The organism is Algoriphagus sediminis (genome assembly GCF_030403435.1).
In the GTDB taxonomy this organism is placed as follows: domain Bacteria; phylum Bacteroidota; class Bacteroidia; order Cytophagales; family Cyclobacteriaceae; genus Algoriphagus; species Algoriphagus sediminis.
Genome location: NZ_JAUEPH010000002.1, coordinates 263,428 through 282,778 on the forward strand (window position 1 = coordinate 263,428; position 19,351 = coordinate 282,778).

General features: G+C 41.5%; 14 protein-coding genes. 5 read left to right on the top strand and 9 right to left on the bottom strand.

Features of this window, described 5'->3' with window-relative positions; translation table 11 throughout:
- Positions 1 to 2 precede the first annotated feature (2 nt).
- The 5 genes from QVH07_RS04315 to QVH07_RS04335 form a co-directional block, all read right to left on the bottom strand.
- A complete protein-coding gene (locus QVH07_RS04315; RefSeq protein WP_289998918.1) occupies positions 3 to 1,838 on the bottom strand; it encodes a T9SS type A sorting domain-containing protein in 1,836 nt (611 codons plus the stop codon).
- Positions 1,831 to 2,577 carry a PASTA domain-containing protein gene (locus QVH07_RS04320; RefSeq protein WP_289998919.1) on the bottom strand — a complete coding sequence of 249 codons (747 nt, stop codon included), beginning with the start codon at positions 2,575 to 2,577 and terminating at the stop codon, positions 1,831 to 1,833. The genes QVH07_RS04315 and QVH07_RS04320 overlap by 8 nt, the downstream gene beginning before the upstream one ends.
- Positions 2,578 to 2,703: 126 nt before the next feature.
- Entirely contained in the window at positions 2,704 to 5,772 is a 3,069-nt protein-coding gene (locus QVH07_RS04325; protein WP_289998920.1) for a T9SS-dependent choice-of-anchor J family protein, read from the bottom strand.
- 10 nt (positions 5,773 to 5,782) lie between these two features.
- Complete coding sequence (locus QVH07_RS04330) at positions 5,783 to 6,031, bottom strand: NifU family protein (protein WP_289998921.1); 249 nt, start codon at positions 6,029 to 6,031, stop codon at positions 5,783 to 5,785.
- Between the two features lie 3 nt (positions 6,032 to 6,034).
- Positions 6,035 to 7,129, bottom strand: coding sequence for an Mrp/NBP35 family ATP-binding protein (locus QVH07_RS04335; RefSeq protein WP_289998922.1), 1,095 nt, complete (start codon positions 7,127 to 7,129; stop codon positions 6,035 to 6,037).
- Positions 7,130 to 7,271: 142 nt separating this feature from the next.
- Here QVH07_RS04335 and dnaG point away from each other — a divergent pair, with 142 nt between their 5' ends.
- From dnaG to surE, 4 genes are all read left to right on the top strand, one after another.
- Positions 7,272 to 9,209 carry a DNA primase gene (gene dnaG / locus QVH07_RS04340; protein ID WP_289998923.1) on the top strand — a complete coding sequence of 646 codons (1,938 nt, stop codon included), beginning with the start codon at positions 7,272 to 7,274 and terminating at the stop codon, positions 9,207 to 9,209.
- Positions 9,210 to 9,287: 78 nt separating this feature from the next.
- A complete protein-coding gene (locus tag QVH07_RS04345; protein WP_289999342.1) occupies positions 9,288 to 10,502 on the top strand; it encodes a bifunctional 3,4-dihydroxy-2-butanone-4-phosphate synthase/GTP cyclohydrolase II in 1,215 nt (404 codons plus the stop codon).
- Positions 10,503 to 10,578: 76 nt separating this feature from the next.
- On the top strand, positions 10,579 to 11,229 hold the full coding sequence (locus tag QVH07_RS04350) for a hypothetical protein (protein ID WP_289998924.1): 651 nt from the start codon (positions 10,579 to 10,581) through the stop codon (positions 11,227 to 11,229).
- Entirely contained in the window at positions 11,229 to 12,014 is a 786-nt protein-coding gene (gene surE / locus QVH07_RS04355; RefSeq protein WP_289998925.1) for a 5'/3'-nucleotidase SurE, read from the top strand. Before QVH07_RS04350 ends, surE begins: the two co-directional genes overlap by 1 nt.
- Before the next feature lies 1 nt (position 12,015).
- Here surE and QVH07_RS04360 read toward each other — a convergent pair whose 3' ends face one another.
- From QVH07_RS04360 to QVH07_RS04375, 4 genes are all read right to left on the bottom strand, one after another.
- A complete protein-coding gene (locus QVH07_RS04360) occupies positions 12,016 to 12,885 on the bottom strand; it encodes a type 2 periplasmic-binding domain-containing protein (RefSeq protein ID WP_289998926.1) in 870 nt (289 codons plus the stop codon).
- Positions 12,886 to 12,937: 52 nt separating this feature from the next.
- Positions 12,938 to 14,260, bottom strand: a complete 1,323-nt coding sequence (locus QVH07_RS04365; RefSeq protein ID WP_289998927.1) for an MFS transporter — start codon at positions 14,258 to 14,260, stop codon at positions 12,938 to 12,940.
- Positions 14,261 to 14,289: 29 nt separating this feature from the next.
- Entirely contained in the window at positions 14,290 to 16,722 is a 2,433-nt protein-coding gene (locus tag QVH07_RS04370) for a glycoside hydrolase family 31 protein (protein ID WP_289998928.1), read from the bottom strand.
- A 182-nt stretch (positions 16,723 to 16,904) separates the two neighbouring features.
- Complete coding sequence (locus QVH07_RS04375) at positions 16,905 to 17,936, bottom strand: LacI family DNA-binding transcriptional regulator (protein ID WP_289998929.1); 1,032 nt, start codon at positions 17,934 to 17,936, stop codon at positions 16,905 to 16,907.
- Between the two features lie 335 nt (positions 17,937 to 18,271).
- Between QVH07_RS04375 and QVH07_RS04380 the strand changes: the two genes are divergently transcribed.
- Entirely contained in the window at positions 18,272 to 19,315 is a 1,044-nt protein-coding gene (locus QVH07_RS04380; protein ID WP_289998930.1) for a SusE domain-containing protein, read from the top strand.
- Positions 19,316 to 19,351: the final 36 nt, after the last annotated feature.

A 19,351-nucleotide genomic window follows, 5' to 3' on the forward strand; every position in this document is an offset into this window, starting at 1 on the left:
GATTATTGAACTAAAATTCTACTGCTTTGTAAACCTGCTTCTGTAAGTACCTGGACTATGTAAATTCCAGGCCTTTGTCCTCTAAAATTAATGATTTCTCCTTTTGCACCTTGCTGTCTCTCTAAAAATATCTCGCGACCGAAGGGGTCAAAGATCCTAAGCTCTGAAAATGAACCTTCGATCTTCAGCTGATTTTGAACTGGGTTAGGGTAAATCCTTAAGTTCTCCTCAGGCAGGATGTTTTCGGTGAACGGTGTGGCTAAACTCACATGAGCTCTGACCAAAAGAGACCCCTCTACTTCTTCATTTGGTGTCCAACCTCTACCCACATTGTAGAAAATTCTATCTCCATTATCATTCAGTTTATCAAGACCCACATAGATGAAATCATCTGTGAACTGGGCATAGCCTACATAAAAATTACCTCTGACCTGAAGATTTGTGTCAAGGGAGAAATAGACCAGACTATCTGCTGAAGGAAATCTTGGAATGAGTTCTTCCCGCCTAAAAATAGGCTCTTGTTCCAGATCATCCCAGACCAGAATATCAATGGCCTGCTCGGCCTGATTAGGATTGGTGAAATTTATAGAAATCCCTTTGAGATAAACCTCTTCAGGGGTATTGTATTCTACGGCCAGTTGACCTGCTCTTTGGTTAATTCCAGCAGAATAATCTGGTGAGCCATTATCATAGGCAAAATAATCCCGGATTGGAAAAACCGTTCTTACCGTGTCATTTGACCTTAAATCCACATTTTCAAAAAATGTGGTATCCCCGTTATCTATCTCAAACCATATGTCATCACCTGAAAGGAGAGTGGTTTTTATTTCAAGGTCCGTCTCTAGTTGGGGAGGAGGAATTTCATCGAATTCCAGGCTTTCAAATATCCTTCTTTCGCCAGCATTGGGAACAGGATTAAACGGAGTGTTTGAGTTTATCGGTAATACTTGTCCTGACTCCAAATCTGTAATCTGGATACTATATTCCATGGCTCGAAATCGATCCTCTAAGTTGAGAAACTCATTTTTTACTGTACTCCAGTTTTCTTCTTGGTTTGACTCCAACAGGTCCTTTGGATAGGCACCATAATCACCAAACCGAAGATTATTTCTTTGGGTTAAGCTTCTGTCGGGATAGTCAATTTCTTCAGAGTCCCGATTGGTATTCAAAAAAACATAGTCCACTATCCAGGAATCAAATGGTCCTGATTGTCTTCCTCTGGTTTCAAATCGAAATTGAAAATTCGGATGCTGGAATACCGGTAAGACTTGGATAAATTCCTGAGTAAAGCTTTCTAAAGGATGATCAGCTGAGCCTCGCTCTGTCCAAACAGGGATCCAATTGCCTTCAGGTCCAAGAAACTGAAGTGAAATTTGATCTCCCTCATCGGGGGATTCAGCTCTTCCACCAGCTTGCCAAAAGAAACTCAGGTATAAAGATGTGCTCTCAGAGGCGGAGAGATTTGATAGGTCAAATGGCTTCGACGAAATCATATCAGTGACCCCCTGATCAATGTTCACAAAAGAGTAGGGACGACCGTTTTCATCCACACCGTCCAAAAGTAGCATACCAATAGATGGAGGATTGACACCGATGGTTTCGGTATATGAAGTACCTTTTACTTCCCAAATAAGGGTATCAATTCCGAGAGAAAAATCATCCCAGAAGGGTAATTTTAAAGTTTCAGATGTCCTCGCATTAGTCCGAGATATTTGAGACCTAGGATTTTTGATTTTATGGATAGGACCGAATTCGACAAACTGTGCTTTGGCAGGGAGAGAAAGAAAAACACCCGAAACGAAAATGCACAGTATGAATATTCGGAGACTTTTATCCATCAATTCCTAATTCTGAAACCCAGAGCTCAATTATTTCTCCAGTTTTAACTTGTGATCCTGCCTCCGGAATTTGGTTGAATACATATCCAGCGGGGATCGTGTCGTTCGGCAAAAATCTTTTCTCTCCCACTCGTAGACCGGAACCTAAAATAACAAATTCAGCTTCGGAGATTTCCATACCCACCATATTTGGCACCGAAAGAATCTGATTACCTAATCCGTCCCCAACGACTAAATCTATCCGGGCACCTTTTGGGATTTCCGCTCCCTCCACTATGTTTTGACCTCGATACTTCTGTTCCAAGACCACGTTGATTCCTATATCCGGAACATAGACAATATCACCTCTTTCAAGCCCCATATTCGCGAGTATTTCCTGAACGTTTTTTAATGGAGTGTTCACCAAATTCGGCATTCGGAGAAGTGGTGCATTTTGAGCATTTAGGGTGAGGTAAATCTTTCGATCGTTTTTCACCAATGCATTCGGTCCTGGGATATGCTTTAAAACTGCAAGAGGCTTTAAATCAGTACTATAACCTGAATCAGGAGAAACTTCATATTGTAGTCCAGCAGCTTCCAGCTGAGTTTTCACCTCATCGAAGGTGTAACCATTCAAATCAGGTACGGATACAGTCTCTCCGTGATTGGTATATGCCGGCAGATAGACTTTTAAAAATAGGTAACCCAATAACGCGGTCAAACCGAATATGATAACTAAATGGATCAGTACTTTCTTCATGGAAGGTCCTTATAGTAATGCTAAAGATAAGTTGGATTTAACTACCCTACAACGAGAGGTAACTACAATTGGGATATTCTAATGGCAAAAAATAAGCCGAAAGGGGAAGTTCAAGCCTTTTAATTGTTAATTAACAATCAATCTCTTGATTTCTTGAATACTCTCACTGCTAATCTGAATAATATAAACCCCAGGCCTGAATAATTCAGTGGAGAATGTATAAGTCTGGTTCAAGGTCTGTGGATAATCAATATCCTGAACCACTGTGCCAGAAGCGGAAATAACCTTAATGTTGACAGTTTCCAACCTAGCTAGGTTAAATGCCAGATTAAAGAAATCTCTTGCTGGGTTAGGGTACAAGATGGTCATTCCTTCTGTTGGAATTACCGGGTTGGGATTCGCACTGAGGAAAACTTCGAAATTGTCCAGATAGATCGGGGAATCATTTGCTGTGGCTCCTGTTAGCACAAAGGCAAGCCTGATTTCAGTTTTTCCTGCTCCCGCAAAGTCTGTAAGATTTACATAGTTTCGAACAAAATCTCCTGCAGCGTTAGGGTTTGATTCTCCTACTCCTACATTGGATAGACTTGAACCAGCAGCCGACCAAACCTCCGAATACGTTTCACCACCATTATCCGATGCCAGAAGGGTTAAAATAGCTTCAGGGTTTACTTCCCCAGCCGAAACATCAAAGAAGAAGCTCGCTTCCCTTCTTTTGGTTAGGTCAAAAATCGGAGAGGCCAACCAATGAGATTGTCCAGCGATGTTGTTTTCCATTACAACCACATTTCCGGGACCTGAACCTGAAGAAACTGGTTCTAGCCTCCATGTGTTGCCGTCCTGCTGAGGGTTGAGAACCGTCCAGGAATTAAGAACATTTACATCATTGAAATTTTGTCTCCAGGGACTCACTATTGTTTGATCATCCTCGATGATAAACCTTGTGAAGGAATTTCTATTGTTTCCATTCACGTCGAAGTTTGGATCGAAAACAGTAAAATCCAATCTATTCTTTCCGGCTCGAGTCGTTCGGCTTCCATTTAGGATGGTTGTTTCGCCAGGTAAAACAGTTGAACCTTGGGCTACGAATGTTTCAGGAGTAGAGCCATTAGTACTCCTAGTAAACAGAAATCCTGTGATTGGAAGATTTCCTGTGTTTTTCAAGATCACCTGCTCATCTTCTTGGGTTCCATCTACCACAGGGCTTGGAGCGAGGAGGTCTACTAATTCTAAGTTGTAATTGAATTCCTCATTAGGAAGTATCCTGATATTCTTAATGTAAAGGTTGTTACCAAAGCCATTTTCGTTCACTATAGCTAAGCGGATTTGCCCTAGATCCGAATACCTGTTCAAATTGAGAAGTTCTGTTCTAAACTGACTAGGATCACTAGGGATAAATGCATCAAGAGTAGGTTGGGAGGTTTCTAACCTTGTCCGTGTCTTATCAAAAACAGCAGAGTTTACATCAAAAGTGCCTCCGCAATCTTCGGAAATTGCAACAACCAATCTATCATCAAACCCTGGCTGAGCATATGGACCATAGGACAGCTCAAATACGACCTGCGCATTGGGGTATCTTTCTAAATCTATTTTTGGTGATATCAAGTAATCAAGTTGACCAGGAGCCTCATAGTCATAATTATTGATAAAAATCGCATCCTCTAATTGTCCTGTTATGTTAATGGTGGTTTGATCCCATGTTAATAGCCCATCGGGATTATCAACAGTCCATCTTTCAGGAAAATCGCTGATATCAAAGGAGTAAGGTAAATCCAAATCTCTTTGGATCACTGGATTTGTTACTGCCAGATTATTATCAGGATTTTCATCAGTATTATCATTTACTGAAATGATCTCAAATTCTACCGTATTGGAATTTTGAGGTAAGTTGAAATCATTGAAATCGATGATAGCATGCTCTCCAGTGATCAAATCCAGTTCACTATTTCTGGTTTCTACCAAATTGCCATTAACTGTTAGGGTAATGGTGGCATTTGTAACTCTGTCCTCGCCAGCATTGAGAACTTCAATGCTCGGCTGGATCAATGCATCACAGGCGAAGTCACTTGGTTCTAAAACTCTGGATATTCCAAGATCCCGATTAGGCAATTCAGGGTCTTCAGTCGCCCGATTATTGACAAGGGTTATTCTTCTGGGGCTGTTTTCCAATACAACATGGAATCTCTCTACTTGGCCCATGGTGAATAAATTCATGCATGCATCCGGGGTGTAATCCATGTAATTCTGGATCATATCATTACTTCCACAGCTGAATCTGGACACATTCGGAGAGCAATTGTTGTTTGAATTATCCTGCTCTGGTGTGTCTTCCACAAAGTCATCAACACCACATCCTCCATCACCCCAGATGTGCCTCAAGCCAAGGTAATGGCCGACCTCATGGGTTGCCGTTCGTCCGCTAGTAGAAGACACAGAATTACCACCAACTCCGAAGAACCGATAATCTACCGTAACCCCATCTGTAATGGCTGAAACAGCCGGAAAATTAAGTCCAGGTAAATCCGAAATTGGAAATGAAGCGTAGCCAATAAATGGCTGTACCAAGGGTACAACCCAAATATTCATGTATTCCTCAGGATTCCATTGTGATATTTGCCCAATGAGGGTGGCGTCATTGGGGCTGTAAGTTGGCTGTGGACCTTGAACCCTCACGATACCATTGGTGGGAAGTCCATCTTCATCCTGTTTAGCCAAAACAAATTCAATTCCTGCTGTGCCAGCCACTGGTAGAAACTCCGCAGGAGTATTTACAGCGTCTGCATTTGTGCGATTAAAATCTTCATTTAGAACGCGAATCTGTTCGAAAACCTGAGAATCGGGAATATTTGCTCCTTGCCCTATGCTGGTACCCGAATGGATAATGTGAACCACCACAGGGATCTTGATCGGGTCATTCTGGGTCCTTGCCAAAGTTTTTGGCGAATTCCGCCTGGTTTGGATTTTCTGATCAATCCAGTTTTCAAAAGCGTCTTTGGAACCAAGAGGTCCTAATTCTTTTTCAATCTTTTGTTCTAGAATGGTATGCCCGCAGCGCTCTGTATGGGGGCCTGCATGGGTATGATTTACCATCCCAAAAGGCTTCACCTCAAAGTTTTGAGAATAAAGTGAGGTGATTGCAAAAAATGCTCCCAGAAGGAGCAAAAGAAATCTAGACTTTAGGAATGACTTATACACCAATAGTATTTTAAGCCGCAGTAAGGTTAATCGCCTCTACCTTTGTGATTTCAGGAATAGCCCGCTTGATAGCTTCTTCCACTCCCGCCTTGAGAGTCATGGTAGACATTGGACATGATCCACAGTTTCCGAGTAGTTCCAATTTAAGCACCATATCTGAGGTGAGTTCTACAATTCGAACATTGCCCCCATCTGCTTCCAGATAAGGTCTTATGGAATCTAACGCGGTTTCTATCTTATTTTTTAAAATCTCGTCCATTTTTTATGTCGTAATCTCTACTTTTTGGGTTTTTTCGGAATTCGCATTTCTGATTGCCACTTGTCTTGCTACAGTTTCTGCTAATTCTGTGTACGCTTTTTGAGTGATACCGTTTTTATAAACCGCCGGAAATCCTGTGTCTCCACTTTCACGAATGCTCTGAACTATGGGTATTTCACCTAAAAACGGTACTTTATATTTCTCGGCTAATTTTTGCCCGCCTTCTTTTCCAAATAAGTAGTATTTATTATCAGGTAATTCCTCGGGTGAAAAATAAGCCATATTTTCAACAACACCTAAAACAGGTACATTAATTTGAGGCTGCTTAAACATGGTTAGACCTTTAGTAGCATCCGCTAAAGCCACCTTCTGAGGGGTAGTCACGATAATAGCTCCAGTAACGGGGACAGTTTGCACCATAGTTAAATGGATATCTGATGTTCCTGGTGGTAGGTCAATAAGCAAATAGTCCAGTTCTCCCCATTCCACATCAGAAATGAACTGCCTCAAAGCCGAACTAGCCATTGGTCCTCTCCACACCACAGCACTCTCTGCAGGAGTTAAGAACCCTATCGACATAAGTTTTACACTGTATTGGGTAATTGGAATGATTACATTTTTTTCACCAACTTTTTTAACAGTGGGTTGCTCTCCTTCCACATTAAACATGGTAGGGATTGATGGCCCTGAAATATCCGCATCGATTAGTCCGACTTTGGCACCTAAATCGGCCAGAGCAACAGCGAGATTTACTGCTGTGGTAGATTTTCCCACTCCGCCTTTTCCGGAAGCAATGGCTATAATGTTTTTTACCTCAGGTAAAACTGGTGCTGCCTCTCGTACGGTAGTCACCTGGGAAGTCATAAAAATCTCCCACTCATATTCTTTGCCATAATCCTCTTCAAGGACTTCTATGCAGTTGTTTTTAATTACCTCTTTCAGTGGACAGGCTGGGGTAGTTAAAACTACATTGAAACTCACCTTTTGCCCATCAATATTCACCTTTTGAATCATTCCAAGTGTAACCAAATCTTTTTTTAAATCTGGATCTTCGACTCTGGAAAGTGTTTTTAAAAGTGACTCTTTATTTAATTTCATGCGATTTTGAAGAAATTTCTACAAATTTAGCCCCAATCCTTCTCTAAAAAAAGGAGGGCGTTTGCTTTTAAAAGGACTAACTTTCGGATCGTATAAATAGTTCTGAATGCCGGGCTAAGGCAAGGGAATTTCCTAATCAATTATGAGTATAAGTAAAGTCACGACAGATGCGGTCAAAAGCCGAATGGATATCGAAGAGGTATTGGGTGACTACTTAACTTTAAAGAAAAAAGGTCAAAATCTCTGGGCAAACTGTCCATTTCATGGTGAAAAAACGCCTTCCTTCTCAGTTTCACCGGCTAAGCAGATTTATAAATGTTTCGGCTGTGGTAAAGCAGGTGACCCCATTCAATTTATCATGGATATCGAGGGCGTGGGGTTCCAGGAAGCCATTCGCCAACTCGCCGGGAAATACGGAATAGAAGTAGAAGAGGAGGAGAATAGGACTCCTGAACAGGAAGAACTGTATAAGGAAAAAGAGAGCCTTTACATCGCCTTGTCCTTTGCCAGGGACTTTTTTGTAAAAAATTTGAGAACTGAAGAGGGGCGGTCAATCGGTCTGAGTTATTTCAAAGAGAGAGGATTTACCCAGCAAATTATTGAGAAGTTTGATTTGGGGTATGCTCTGGAGGGATGGGATCATCTTTTAACTGCAGGCAAGGAAGCTGGCTTTTCCGAGGATGTCATGCTGAAAGCAGGGCTTATTTTACAAAGTGAATCTGATGCCAATAGAAAGTACGACCGCTTTCGAGGTCGAGTGACTTTCACCATTCATAATGTAGGAGGGAAGCCCATTGGTTTCGGGGCTCGAATTCTGAAAAAGGATAAAAATCAGCCCAAATACATAAACTCTCCAGAAACTCCAGTCTACCACAAGTCTGATGTTCTTTATGGAATGTTTCAGGCAAAGCAGGCTATCAGGAATACTGGAAACTGCTACCTCGTAGAGGGGTATACGGATGTTGTTTCTTTGCATCTCTCTGGAATAGAGAATGTTGTGGCATCATCGGGAACGTCATTGACCGAAGGTCAAATAAAACTCATTAAACGCTTTGCTGATCAGGTTACAGTTCTTTACGACGGAGATCCGGCTGGTATTAAAGCTTCCTTACGAGGAATTGATTTGCTCCTAGAAGGTGGGCTAAATGTAAAAGCTGTAGTTTTCCCTGAAGGAGAGGACCCTGACAGTTATTCGCAAAAGGTAGGGTCAGAAGCTTTTGCGGCTTATCTGGAGGAAAAGAGCAGGAATTTCATTGGCTTCAAGATTGATTTATATAGGGATGAGATGGAGTCTGATCCCCTAAAAAAGGCCAATTTGATCAAGGAGGTGGTGCAAAGTATCAGCAAGATTCCAGATCCAATTTTGAGATCGGTTTTTTCCAAAGAGGCTGCAGGGCTCTTGGAAATTGGTGAGGATATCCTCTTTACTGAGTTGAATAAATCTCTTCTTCAAAATCAGAAACAGGAAGCCAAAAAAATTACTCAAGAGAAAAAAGCAGAAGAGGCGGTTCAGGATTTGTTGGGACCAGAGAGAGCCACTTCCGACATTGAAATTCTCAGAATTCAAGAAAGGGAGTTGATTCGACTTCTCTTAAATTATGGATCAAATCAAATCGACGAAGAAGGCCCAAATCTTTCTACTTATCTTTTAGATGAGGTGGTCGACGTAGAGTTTCAATCTCCAGTCTATCAACGCATTTTAAATGTATACCGTGAATTTTCGGAGCAGGGTGAAAGTCCAGGTGTCGATTATTTTGTTCAAATGGGAGACCGTGAAATCCAGAAGGAGGTCATAGACCTGATCACTAATCGACATGAAGTTTCTAACCATTGGACTGAAAGATTTCAAATTTTCATCAATTCCGAGACGGATGATCTTTCCCAGACCGGATACAAATCGATCTTACGCTTAAAGAGAAGAATCGTCCAAAAAATGATGGGTGAGGCCAAGGAAAAGCTTAAAGCGGGAGAGATGGATAATTTGAATGAAGATAAAATCCAGGAGCTCCAGCAGATATACTTTACGTTGAAGAAATATCAGTTAAAAATTGATAAAGAACTAGGTATAGTGATTGGCTAGAACCAAACTTTCTTTGGCTCGGCGGTGTTTTACTACTCAAAGATGTACCTTTGCATCTGAAACAAATAAACCCAATTCATTTTGGAAAATATCAAGTTAGATCCCATCGAAGAGGCAATTGAAGCCATCGCTAAAGGTGAAGTAATCATCGTGGTGGACGACGAGGATCGTGAAAATGAAGGCGATTTTGTTTGTGCCGCCGAAAAAGTAACTCCAGAAATTGTGAATTTCATGGCCACCCATGGAAGAGGGCTTATTTGTACTCCTTTGATCGAAGATCGTTGTGAGGAACTAGGACTTGAAATGATGGTGGGCCAAAATACAGCCGCTTTTGAAACTCCTTTCACCGTATCAGTGGATTTGATTGGTCATGGATGTACCACAGGTATTTCTGCATCAGACAGGGCAAAGACTATTCAAGCCTTGGTGGATGACACCATAGACCCAAGTGAATTAGGAAAGCCCGGGCATATCTTCCCTTTGAAAGCAAAACGTGGAGGTGTGCTCAGACGAGCTGGTCATACTGAAGCTGCGATTGACCTGGCTAGGCTTGCAGGGTTAAAACCAGCTGGTGTTTTGGTGGAAATCATGAATGAGGATGGAAGTATGGCAAGGCTGCCTGACTTGGCGTTGGTTGCTAAAAAATTCAATCTTAAGCTGATTTCGATAAAGGACCTGATAGCTTATAGATTAAAGAAGGAAACACTTATCAAACGAGAAATAGGGGTGGATATGCCCACTGTTTCTGGTGATTTTGAGTTAATCGCTTACAGGCAGACAAATACAGATGAAATTCACCTTGCCATGATCAAAGGAGAGTGGGAAGAGAATGAACCAGTTCTGGTAAGAGTGCATTCCTCCTGTATGACGGGGGATATATTTGGGTCTTGTCGTTGTGATTGCGGACCACAACTCCATGCTGCCTTGGAAATGGTCGAGAAGGAAGGAAAAGGAGTAGTGCTATACATGAATCAGGAAGGTAGAGGAATTGGTTTGATCAATAAGCTGAAGGCCTACAAACTCCAGGAGGAAGGTATGGATACTGTGCAAGCAAACTTGGCTCTGGGCTTACCAATGGATGCTCGAGATTATGGTGTTGGAGCCCAAATATTACGTGATTTGGGAGTGAGTAAGATTAGATTGATCTCTAATAATCCTAAAAAGCGTGTGGGTCTTTTGGGCTATGGTCTTGAAATCGTTGAGCAGGTTGCCATTGAGATCAAGCCAAATAAGCACAATGAAAAGTATCTCGCCACCAAACGGGATAAAATGGGGCATAATATTTTGAAATAGACAGAGTTGGGTTCACTTGGTTCAATTGAACATTATTTGGATCAACCCTTTGGAATAAACTTCGTAAATTATAGATATGAAGAAAGTAATTTCAGGAATCGGTTTGTTAGCGTTTTTTGTCTTGTTTTTGGCATTTTCTGCCAAAGCTCAAAACGAATTTCCATCCCAGATTTGGCATAAAGGGAATGTCTATGATACCGATGGTCAAGGATTTTCAGGATTATTAAAGTACGATTTGGATAACAATCTCATCCAAGTAAAAGGAGATGTTATCCAGACTCTTACTGCTGCAAATGTTTCTTTTTTTGAAATATATGATGAAGTGTACGGGGGAATTAGAAAATTCTACAGCCTTCCTTATGCGATTAATGGGGATTATGAAACCCCTGTTTTCTTTGAGGTCCTAACAGAGGGTAATGAAATTGCTCTTCTCTGCCGTGAATACATTGCCACTGATGCCAGAAATCTGAATACCATGGGTGGAATGGGGATGAATCCTTTTTTTGGCCCTCAAACCATGATGGGATACAGGCTTGCCTTTAATTACTATTTTTTCAAAAACGGCCGGATTGAGCGTTACAGTCAGAAAAAAAGAGATCTTTTCGAAATGCTGCCTGGCTACAAGGATGAGATTAGCCTTTTCATGAGAAAAAATCGTCTCGAGCATGATAAAAGAGGAGATTTGCTTAGAATTACTGCTTATTACAACGAATTAGACAGCAACTAATGCCAAAACCTCTTATCCTCGTCTCCAATGACGATGGAATCACCTCCAAAGGAATCCGAATTTTAGTTTCGGTAATGAAGAAACTTGGTGAAGTTGTGGTGGTGGCACCCGATAGTCCCCAGTCAGGAATGGGGCATGCCATTACTATAGGCGAAACTCTTCGGCTCACCGAAGTCGATATTTTTGAAGGAGTGGAAGCATATAAATGCAGTGGGACTCCAGCGGATTGTGTGAAGCTTGCGAAGCATTATGTTCTGAAAGGAAAAACCCCTGACCTTGTAGTGAGCGGAGTGAATCACGGAGCAAATACATCCATTTCTGTGCTCTACTCTGGAACCATGTCCGCTGCTATAGAAGGAGCCCTTGAGGGTTATCCATCTATTGGTTTTAGTCTTTGTGACTATTCGTCCAAAGCTGACTTCTCCCATACAGAAGATTGGATTGAAAAAATAGCCAAGCAGGTTCTTTCAAATGGGTTGAGCAAAGGGGTAGCTCTCAATGTAAATTTCCCCCCTAAGCAAAATGAAGACCTTAAAGGTGTCAAAGTTTGCCGTCAGGCTGATGCTAAATGGCAAGAAGAGTTTGATGAGAGATTTGACCCGACTGGCAGAAAATATTTCTGGCTAGCAGGTAATTTCGTCAACTTCGATAAGGGTGAAGATAATGACGAATGGGCCATTGCAAACAACTATGTCTCGATAGTTCCATGTCAATATGATCTAACTGCCCATTATGCAATCACTCATATGAACAAAGAGTGGAACTGGGATGAGTTAAAGCCTTGATCTATTGGACTTTAACCAAGTCATTTACAAATGCTGATTTCCAGTCAAGTTCAGATTTCAGAATCTTGAATCTCAGCATGATCTGGATGGCATTCTCCATGAGGTTCTTAGATATTACTTCGTCAGTTTGCCACCTGGTTTGAGCTTTCCATTCCTCGATATCTTTCATGTCGAGATGGTAGAATTTTGAGATGTAGAAGCTACTGTTTTCGCTGTTTTGTACGGCACTAGTCTCTTTGTAAAGCTCATTCATTAATTTCTGAAAAAAAGAAAAAGTTGCTTTATCGATCTCGTTTTTGGTAGCAATAACAAAACAAGGCCACGGGCTTGGGATCTCACCAATTCTCCTCATTGCTCCAGAATCTACAAAAGGTTTTGTGGTGAATTTTTCCCAGAGAAAGAGACTGTTCTTTTGGTTCTTCATGGCCTCCAAGGCTCCAGGAAGATTGTTCACAATTTCATATTCTGCCTTTTCTAAATCCCACCCTTCGCGATCAGCAAGAACTTTGCTCATCAAGTCAGACCCTGAACCTTTGCGGCTGATTAGAAAATGAGGATCTGAAATTTCTTCTGGAGAAGTGAATTTTGAAGAGGATGAAGTATGGATTCCCCAAACCAGTGGGCTTTTGACATACATCCCCAATAACTTCAAGTCCGGTTTTTCCTCATATCTTTTAAAAAAACTCTCGGTCAACACGATGGCGATATTTGTTTCGCCTGAATCCAATTGCTCCAGCATTTTTCCGGAGCCTCGTGATTCGTCTTTCCAAACCAACTCTAGCCCCAAATCCCTAAAGGGTTGTTTTTTGATTAATTGACGCCAGGGGTAATTAAAGTGCTCTGGAACTCCGGTGATGGTAAATTTTATCATGTGTATAAAAAAAGCCGAATCCAAGATCCGGCCCTCATCTTTAATTTCAAATTTAATCGTGGGTCACACTTCGATCCGTGATCAGAAGATTACAAAGTCCGGCGACGATTAGAGAAGAGCCTGCGAGGAGCATGGTATTCACAACCGCCTCACCAAAGATAAGTTTGTACAAAAGATTTACACCACCCAGCGCTGCCAAAATCTGTGGAATCACGATAAACATATTGAATATCCCCATGTAAACTCCCATTTTCTTTGGCTCTACAGAACTGGAAAGCATGGCATAAGGCATGGAAAGAATGCTGGCCCAGGCAATACCGACTAAAGAAAAGCAAATATGGAGCATCCAGGGTTCTGAGATGAAGTAGATTAATATAAATCCGAAGCCTCCAAGAACTAAACTGGAAAGATGGACGAGCTTTCGATTGATTTTGATCTTGCTTGCTACAAAGGCAAGTCCTAGGGCAAACACCATTGAAACTAATCCATAGGTTCCGAGGTAATTTCCAACGCTATCTGCTGCATCGTTGTAAGCGGCTGAACTGGTATCAGTTGCACCAAAAACATGCTCAGTGATGGCTGGTGTGGCAAAGCTCCACATCGTAAAGAATGCAAACCAGGAGAAAAATTGAACCAAGCCGAGTTGACGCATGACCTTTGGCATTCCCGAAATGTTACTAAAGATTTCTTTAACCCCCACCAAAAAACCTTTATTCTCTTCCTTTTCCTTCTGAAAAGCATCCATATCTTCCGGTGGATACTCCTCAGTGGTCAGAATGGTATACATAATCGAAGTGAATAGGACCACCGCACCGATAGCAAAGGCATATTTCACGGAATCCGGGACAACCCCCTCTGGCGCTGTATTGGGAATCCCGATTTGAGTCATAAACCATGGCAGGTTCGAAGCAACCCAAGTTCCTATTCCAATGATCAATGTTTGCACCACAAAGCCGTAAGATCTTTGGGAATCTGGTAGTTTGTCAGCAACCAATGCACGGAAAGGTTCCATACTAATATTGATTGAAGCATCCAGAATCCAAAGCGAACCCGCCGCCATCCAAAGGGCTGACGAATAGGGCGCAAAGAATAAAGCTATGGTGCTGAAAAGCGCACCAAAAAAGAAGAATGGCTTCCTTCGTCCAAATTTTGGATGCCAGGTTCTATCACTTAGATATCCAACAATAGGCTGCACGAGTAAACCCGTGAGAGGAGCAGCGATCCATAGGAGAGGTATGGCATCCTTGTCTGCTCCAAGTGTTTGGAAGATTCTGGACATGAATCCTCCCTGAAGAGCAAAGCCAAACTGTATGCCCAGAAATCCGAAGCTCATGTTCCAGATTTGCCAAAAGCTAAGTTTTTTCTTTTCCGTCATTTTGGGTGATTAGGGTTGGATAAACCAGCTTAAAGCTGGATTTTGATTGCTTCGTTGGTATTTGGAATTTCAATAAAACTCAAGTTTTTGATTTCGTGATACGGATGGAGATTATCCGGTAAAGGATCGAATTCAGTCAACCTACCCAGGAAAGCAAAGTCTTCATTTTTCACTTGGGTTGGTTTACCATTGACCTCTACACTTGGTTCATCAAAATGGTGAAGATAAATTTTCAGGCTTGAAAAATCACTTGGAAAACCTCCTTCGGTTTTGCTAAACACAAGGGATTTTGATTGTGCTGAATACTCTATTTTTCTTTTCAGGAAATCTCCTGTTTTATGATTGTGGCTTATTCCATCATCCTCGTAGTGAACATTTTGGCTATCAATTGACCCTGGGTAAACATGAATACATAAGGTGGATTTGGGTTTCTCGGTCACATTTGAAATATCCGATTGCTGTGTAAATACGCTCGATTCTTTCACAAAAACAGGAAGGTAATTCAATGGGCATTCAACAAGGTGAATTTTACCGCCTTCGTACTTTTGATCCGTGTAAAGAGAAGTCCAGGTTCCTTTAGGAAGGTACACCTTCATTAGCTCCTTTGTGGATTCCACCGGAGTTACCAGAAAACGATCACAGAAGAGGTACTGGTTCTGGAAATCCTGGGAATAAATATTTTCATCTTCTGGATAGTCTATCGCCAAACTTGCGGAAATAGCTTTTCCGCTTTGCGAAGCTTCAAAGAAGGAACTATAAATGGTCGGAAGGAGTCTGTATCGAAGCTTCATGTAATTTCTGGAAATTTCTTCCACTTCTTCCCCAAAGGCCCATGGTTCGGCGTCATTGCTATTTATCATAGAATGCGCACGGTAGAAAGGAGAGAAGGCCGCAATACTCATCCATCTGGCAAATAGACTCTTGCTAGCTTCGCCAGCAAAGCCCCCTACATCATAACCCGAGAATGCTACACCGCTCAATCCCAAACTATTGACAAGTCTTACCCCGGCAAGCATGTGCTCTTCAGAGGCAACATTATCACCTGTCCATGCGGCTGCAAATCTTTGAATGCCTGCAAAACCAGCTCTGGTTAGTACAAAAGACCTTTCATGAGGATTCTGGAACTTGGAACCCTCCTGAGCACTTCTGGCCATTTGCATCCCGTAAACATTCCTTGCCTTCCGATGTGAGGCGCCCTCACCTTCATAGTCGAACTCAATTAGATTTGGTGTGAACTGTCCCCATGAGGCGGGTTCGTTCATATCGGTCCAGAACCCATCAACTCCCGCATCTGTATAAAATTTCATTTTCTCTACCCACCAATCCCGGGTCTCTGGCTTGGTGAAATCAGGAAAGGCACACCAGCCAGGCCAAACCTGAGCTTCGTATTCTTGCCCATCAGGATATTTGACAAAGAGATCCTTTTCCTTCCCCTCATCATAAGGGAGATACCCTTTTTGTGTTTTGACTCCTGGATCCATAATCACCACCACTCTGAACCCTTGGGATTTCAAATGGGCAATCATAGATTTTGGGTCAGGAAACTTGATACCATCGAAAGTGAACACCTTATATTCTTCCATATGATGAATATCCAGGTAGATCACATCTGCAGGCATATCCTTATCTCGGAAAGTCTTTGCAAGAGTATATACTTCGCTATCAGGATAGTATGAGTATCGGCATTGCTGGAAGCCGAGAGCCCACTTGGGAGGCATTTCCATCCTTCCTGTTAAGGCCGTATATGAAGAAATTATTTTGCCTACCGAATCTTCATGGAAAAAGTAGTAATCCATATCCCCGTCTTCCGCACCGAAATAGATGAATCTATTGGTGGAGGCACCAAAGTTGAAAACGGATTTATGTGTATTGTCAAAGAAGATTCCATATTGTCCTTTATCATGAATTCCCAGATAAAAAGGAATCGACATGTACAGCGGATCATCACCGATTCCATAACCAAAGTAATCTGTGTTCCAATTGGTGTATGCGTTACCAAAACGGTTTAAGCCACCCGTTTTTTCACCAAGGCCTACAAATTTCTCATTAGCCTGTACTTTTTTATAAGAATTTACTTCTGTTCCTATCCAGCTAATTCCCAAAGAATCGTCCTGATTTAGAATATTACCCTCACTATCAGCAAAGGTCAGTTGGAAATTACTTTTTTGAATCGTAAGCGACAGTTTCTCGGTCCTGATAATGATGTTCATCTGATCCTCTTCGACCTCAAATGAAGTTGGTTTGGGTTTGGAGACTACAGAGTATGGGTTCTCCTCAAATTCTGTAAACCTAGACGCCTGAACACGGATTACTCCTGAATCGAAAACAGAGAACCTAAATCTGCCAGAAATGGTGTTCCCTTCGATTCCGTAATCTTTTTCTTGCCAAAAATCAATGGCGCCAAATGCGGAAAATCTCGAAGACTGTTGCCTTTCTTTTGTACTTAAATCAGTTGTACTCATAGTATTAAGTGCTAGTTGGGTAGAGAACTGCAGGCACTAATATTGAAAACCTAAACCAATCTGAAAAATAAAAATCAGCCCCTATTGGCTTCATTCGCCGAAAATTGAGCTTAAAATCCTTTTGAAATTTCAATCAAGGCCTATTCAATCGATTGCGCATTTTTTTTTAAAATTTGAAAAAATTATCGGCGGACAGACGAGTTTCTAACCAAAAGCTCAGTATTCAGGATAATGGGATCCTTTATTGAAGAACCTTCAATTTTCTTTTCTATCAGGTCCAGAAGCAAGGTAGCTGATTCAGAACCCATTTTGAATCCTGGTTGTGCTACGGAACTAAGACTCGGCTCGAGCATAGAACAAAACTGCCAATTGCTGAAACCTACAATTCCCATTTCATCCGGGATCCTTAACCCAAGTTTTCTTGCAGCTCGCATGGCTCCAACTGCGGCCATGTCATTACTTGCAAAAAATGCATCGGGTTTTGACTTAGAATTTTCCAAAAGATCCATGGCAACCGAGAATGCCTCTTCGGTGGTGCCAGTAGGACATTCTCTTATGAATTCCTCATTTACCTGCATCCCATGATTATAAAGGGCATCGCGATAACCGCGCTCTCTATTTTGACTTATTTTTAAACTTTTTGGACCAGAAAGGTGGGCTATATTCTGAAATCCTTGCTCTATCAAATGACTAACTGCTTCATAGCCTCCCTTATAATCATCCACAGCCACGGATACTGCACCTTCAAGTTTGGGGATTCGATCGAAAAAAACTATAGGAAAGCCAAAATCCATAAGTTTTGAAAAATGATCAAAGTCTTTCGTTTCCTTTGTGAAACAAACCAAGAATCCATCGATTTGATTAGATAGCATGGCTTCAATACTGCTTTTTTCCCTGTCAACACTTTCATTGCTCTGAGTTAGTATGACATTGTATCCACGAGCCTGGGCCACTTCCTCAATTCCACTAATCACAGTTGAAAAGAAAAAATGGACTACTTCGGGGATAATCACCCCGATGGTAAAGGATCTACTTTTCCTTAATGAAAGGGCTACGGCATTTGGCCGATAGTTTAATCGTTCCGCTACCTCTTTCACCTTCCTTTTCGTTTCTTCACTGATCCCAGGGTAATCCTTCAAAGCCCGGGAAACGGTAGAAGAGGAGACCCCAAGTTCTTTGGCGATATCCTTGATCGTGGCTTGCCCTATTTTCATAAATTATATTATTCCTAGAATTATCTTCACTAGTATAACTCCTTGTTTTTGCCTTTGCAAGGAAAACTTTTTTCCTGGTTTTAAGAGGTCTTTTGGAGTGATAACCAAAAATGTCCAAAAATATTTTTTTTATGCAAACGTCAACGCAAACGATTGCACGAAAAAATTAGGCATATAATGCCCTCTATCTGTTGCGCGGTCCAATTTCTTGATTTAATATAAATGTGTGAAAGAGTGTGAGCCCAGCAAAATGAGTGGCTTAGCGAATGTTTTTATTAAACTATTTCATTAAAAAATATAATTAAAACAAGTTTCAATTAATTTAGAGTAACCTTATGAGAAGTTTGAGAAAGATCGGTTGGGTAGCGACATTGATTCCCTTCCTAATTGCATGTGAGGCGTATGAAGCGCCGCCAATTATCCCACAAACAGGTTCTGCGGTAATCAGTCCAGAAAATGGTGGTAACCTTGTCCTAGCTGTTGAAAATGCAGAAGCGACGATTCCTTTTGAAGTGACTATTGCTGATTTTGCCAAGGATGGAAACGTAACGTATGCTGTCGAAATGGATATGGCAGGAGCAGGATTTGCAAATGCAGTGGAAATCGGAACTTCCGAAACTACTACAGTAGACGTTTTGACCAGTGACTTAAATGATGAACTTGTAGCAAAAGGTCTTCCATTGGGAACTCCATCTGATGTGGAGTTTAGAGTTAAAGCTTCTACCGACGCTGGATTTAGCCCTCTTTATGGAGCTACTACTACAGTATCTGTAACTCCTTATGATGCTTTTGTTGATTTCCCAGTTCTTTATGTGCCAGGTGACTATCAAGGATGGAATCCAGCAAACGAAAAGACTGTATTGAAGTCTGTAAACTTTGATAAAACCTTTACGGGTTTTGTTCACATTTTGAGTGGATCAGGAGAATTTAAGTTCACTGAGGAGAACAATTGGGTAGATGACAAAAACTGGGGTGACAATGGTGCTGATGGTACCTTAGATAACCCTTCTGACGCCGCAAACATCAAAGTTGAAGAGTTCGGTACTTTTGAAGTAACTGTAGACATGGGCGCAAAAACTTACACCATGTCTGATCCACTTCTTTGGGGAATCATAGGTGATGCTACCCCAGGAGGATGGGATGCTGAGACCCCTATGAACTTTGATAGAGACGAGAATGTCTTGACCATCACCGCAGATCTTAATGCTGGTGAAATGAAGTTCAGAGCTAACCAAAATTGGGACTATAATTATGGTGGAGCAGATGGAGAGTTAACTGCTGGAGGTGATAATATTCCCGTTGCTGAAGCAGGCAATTATACCATTACTTTGAATTTCACTGAACCAGGTGAAGTGACTTACACACTCACCAAGAATTAATTTAATCGAATAGTTTGAATTGTTAGATCGGTTTTG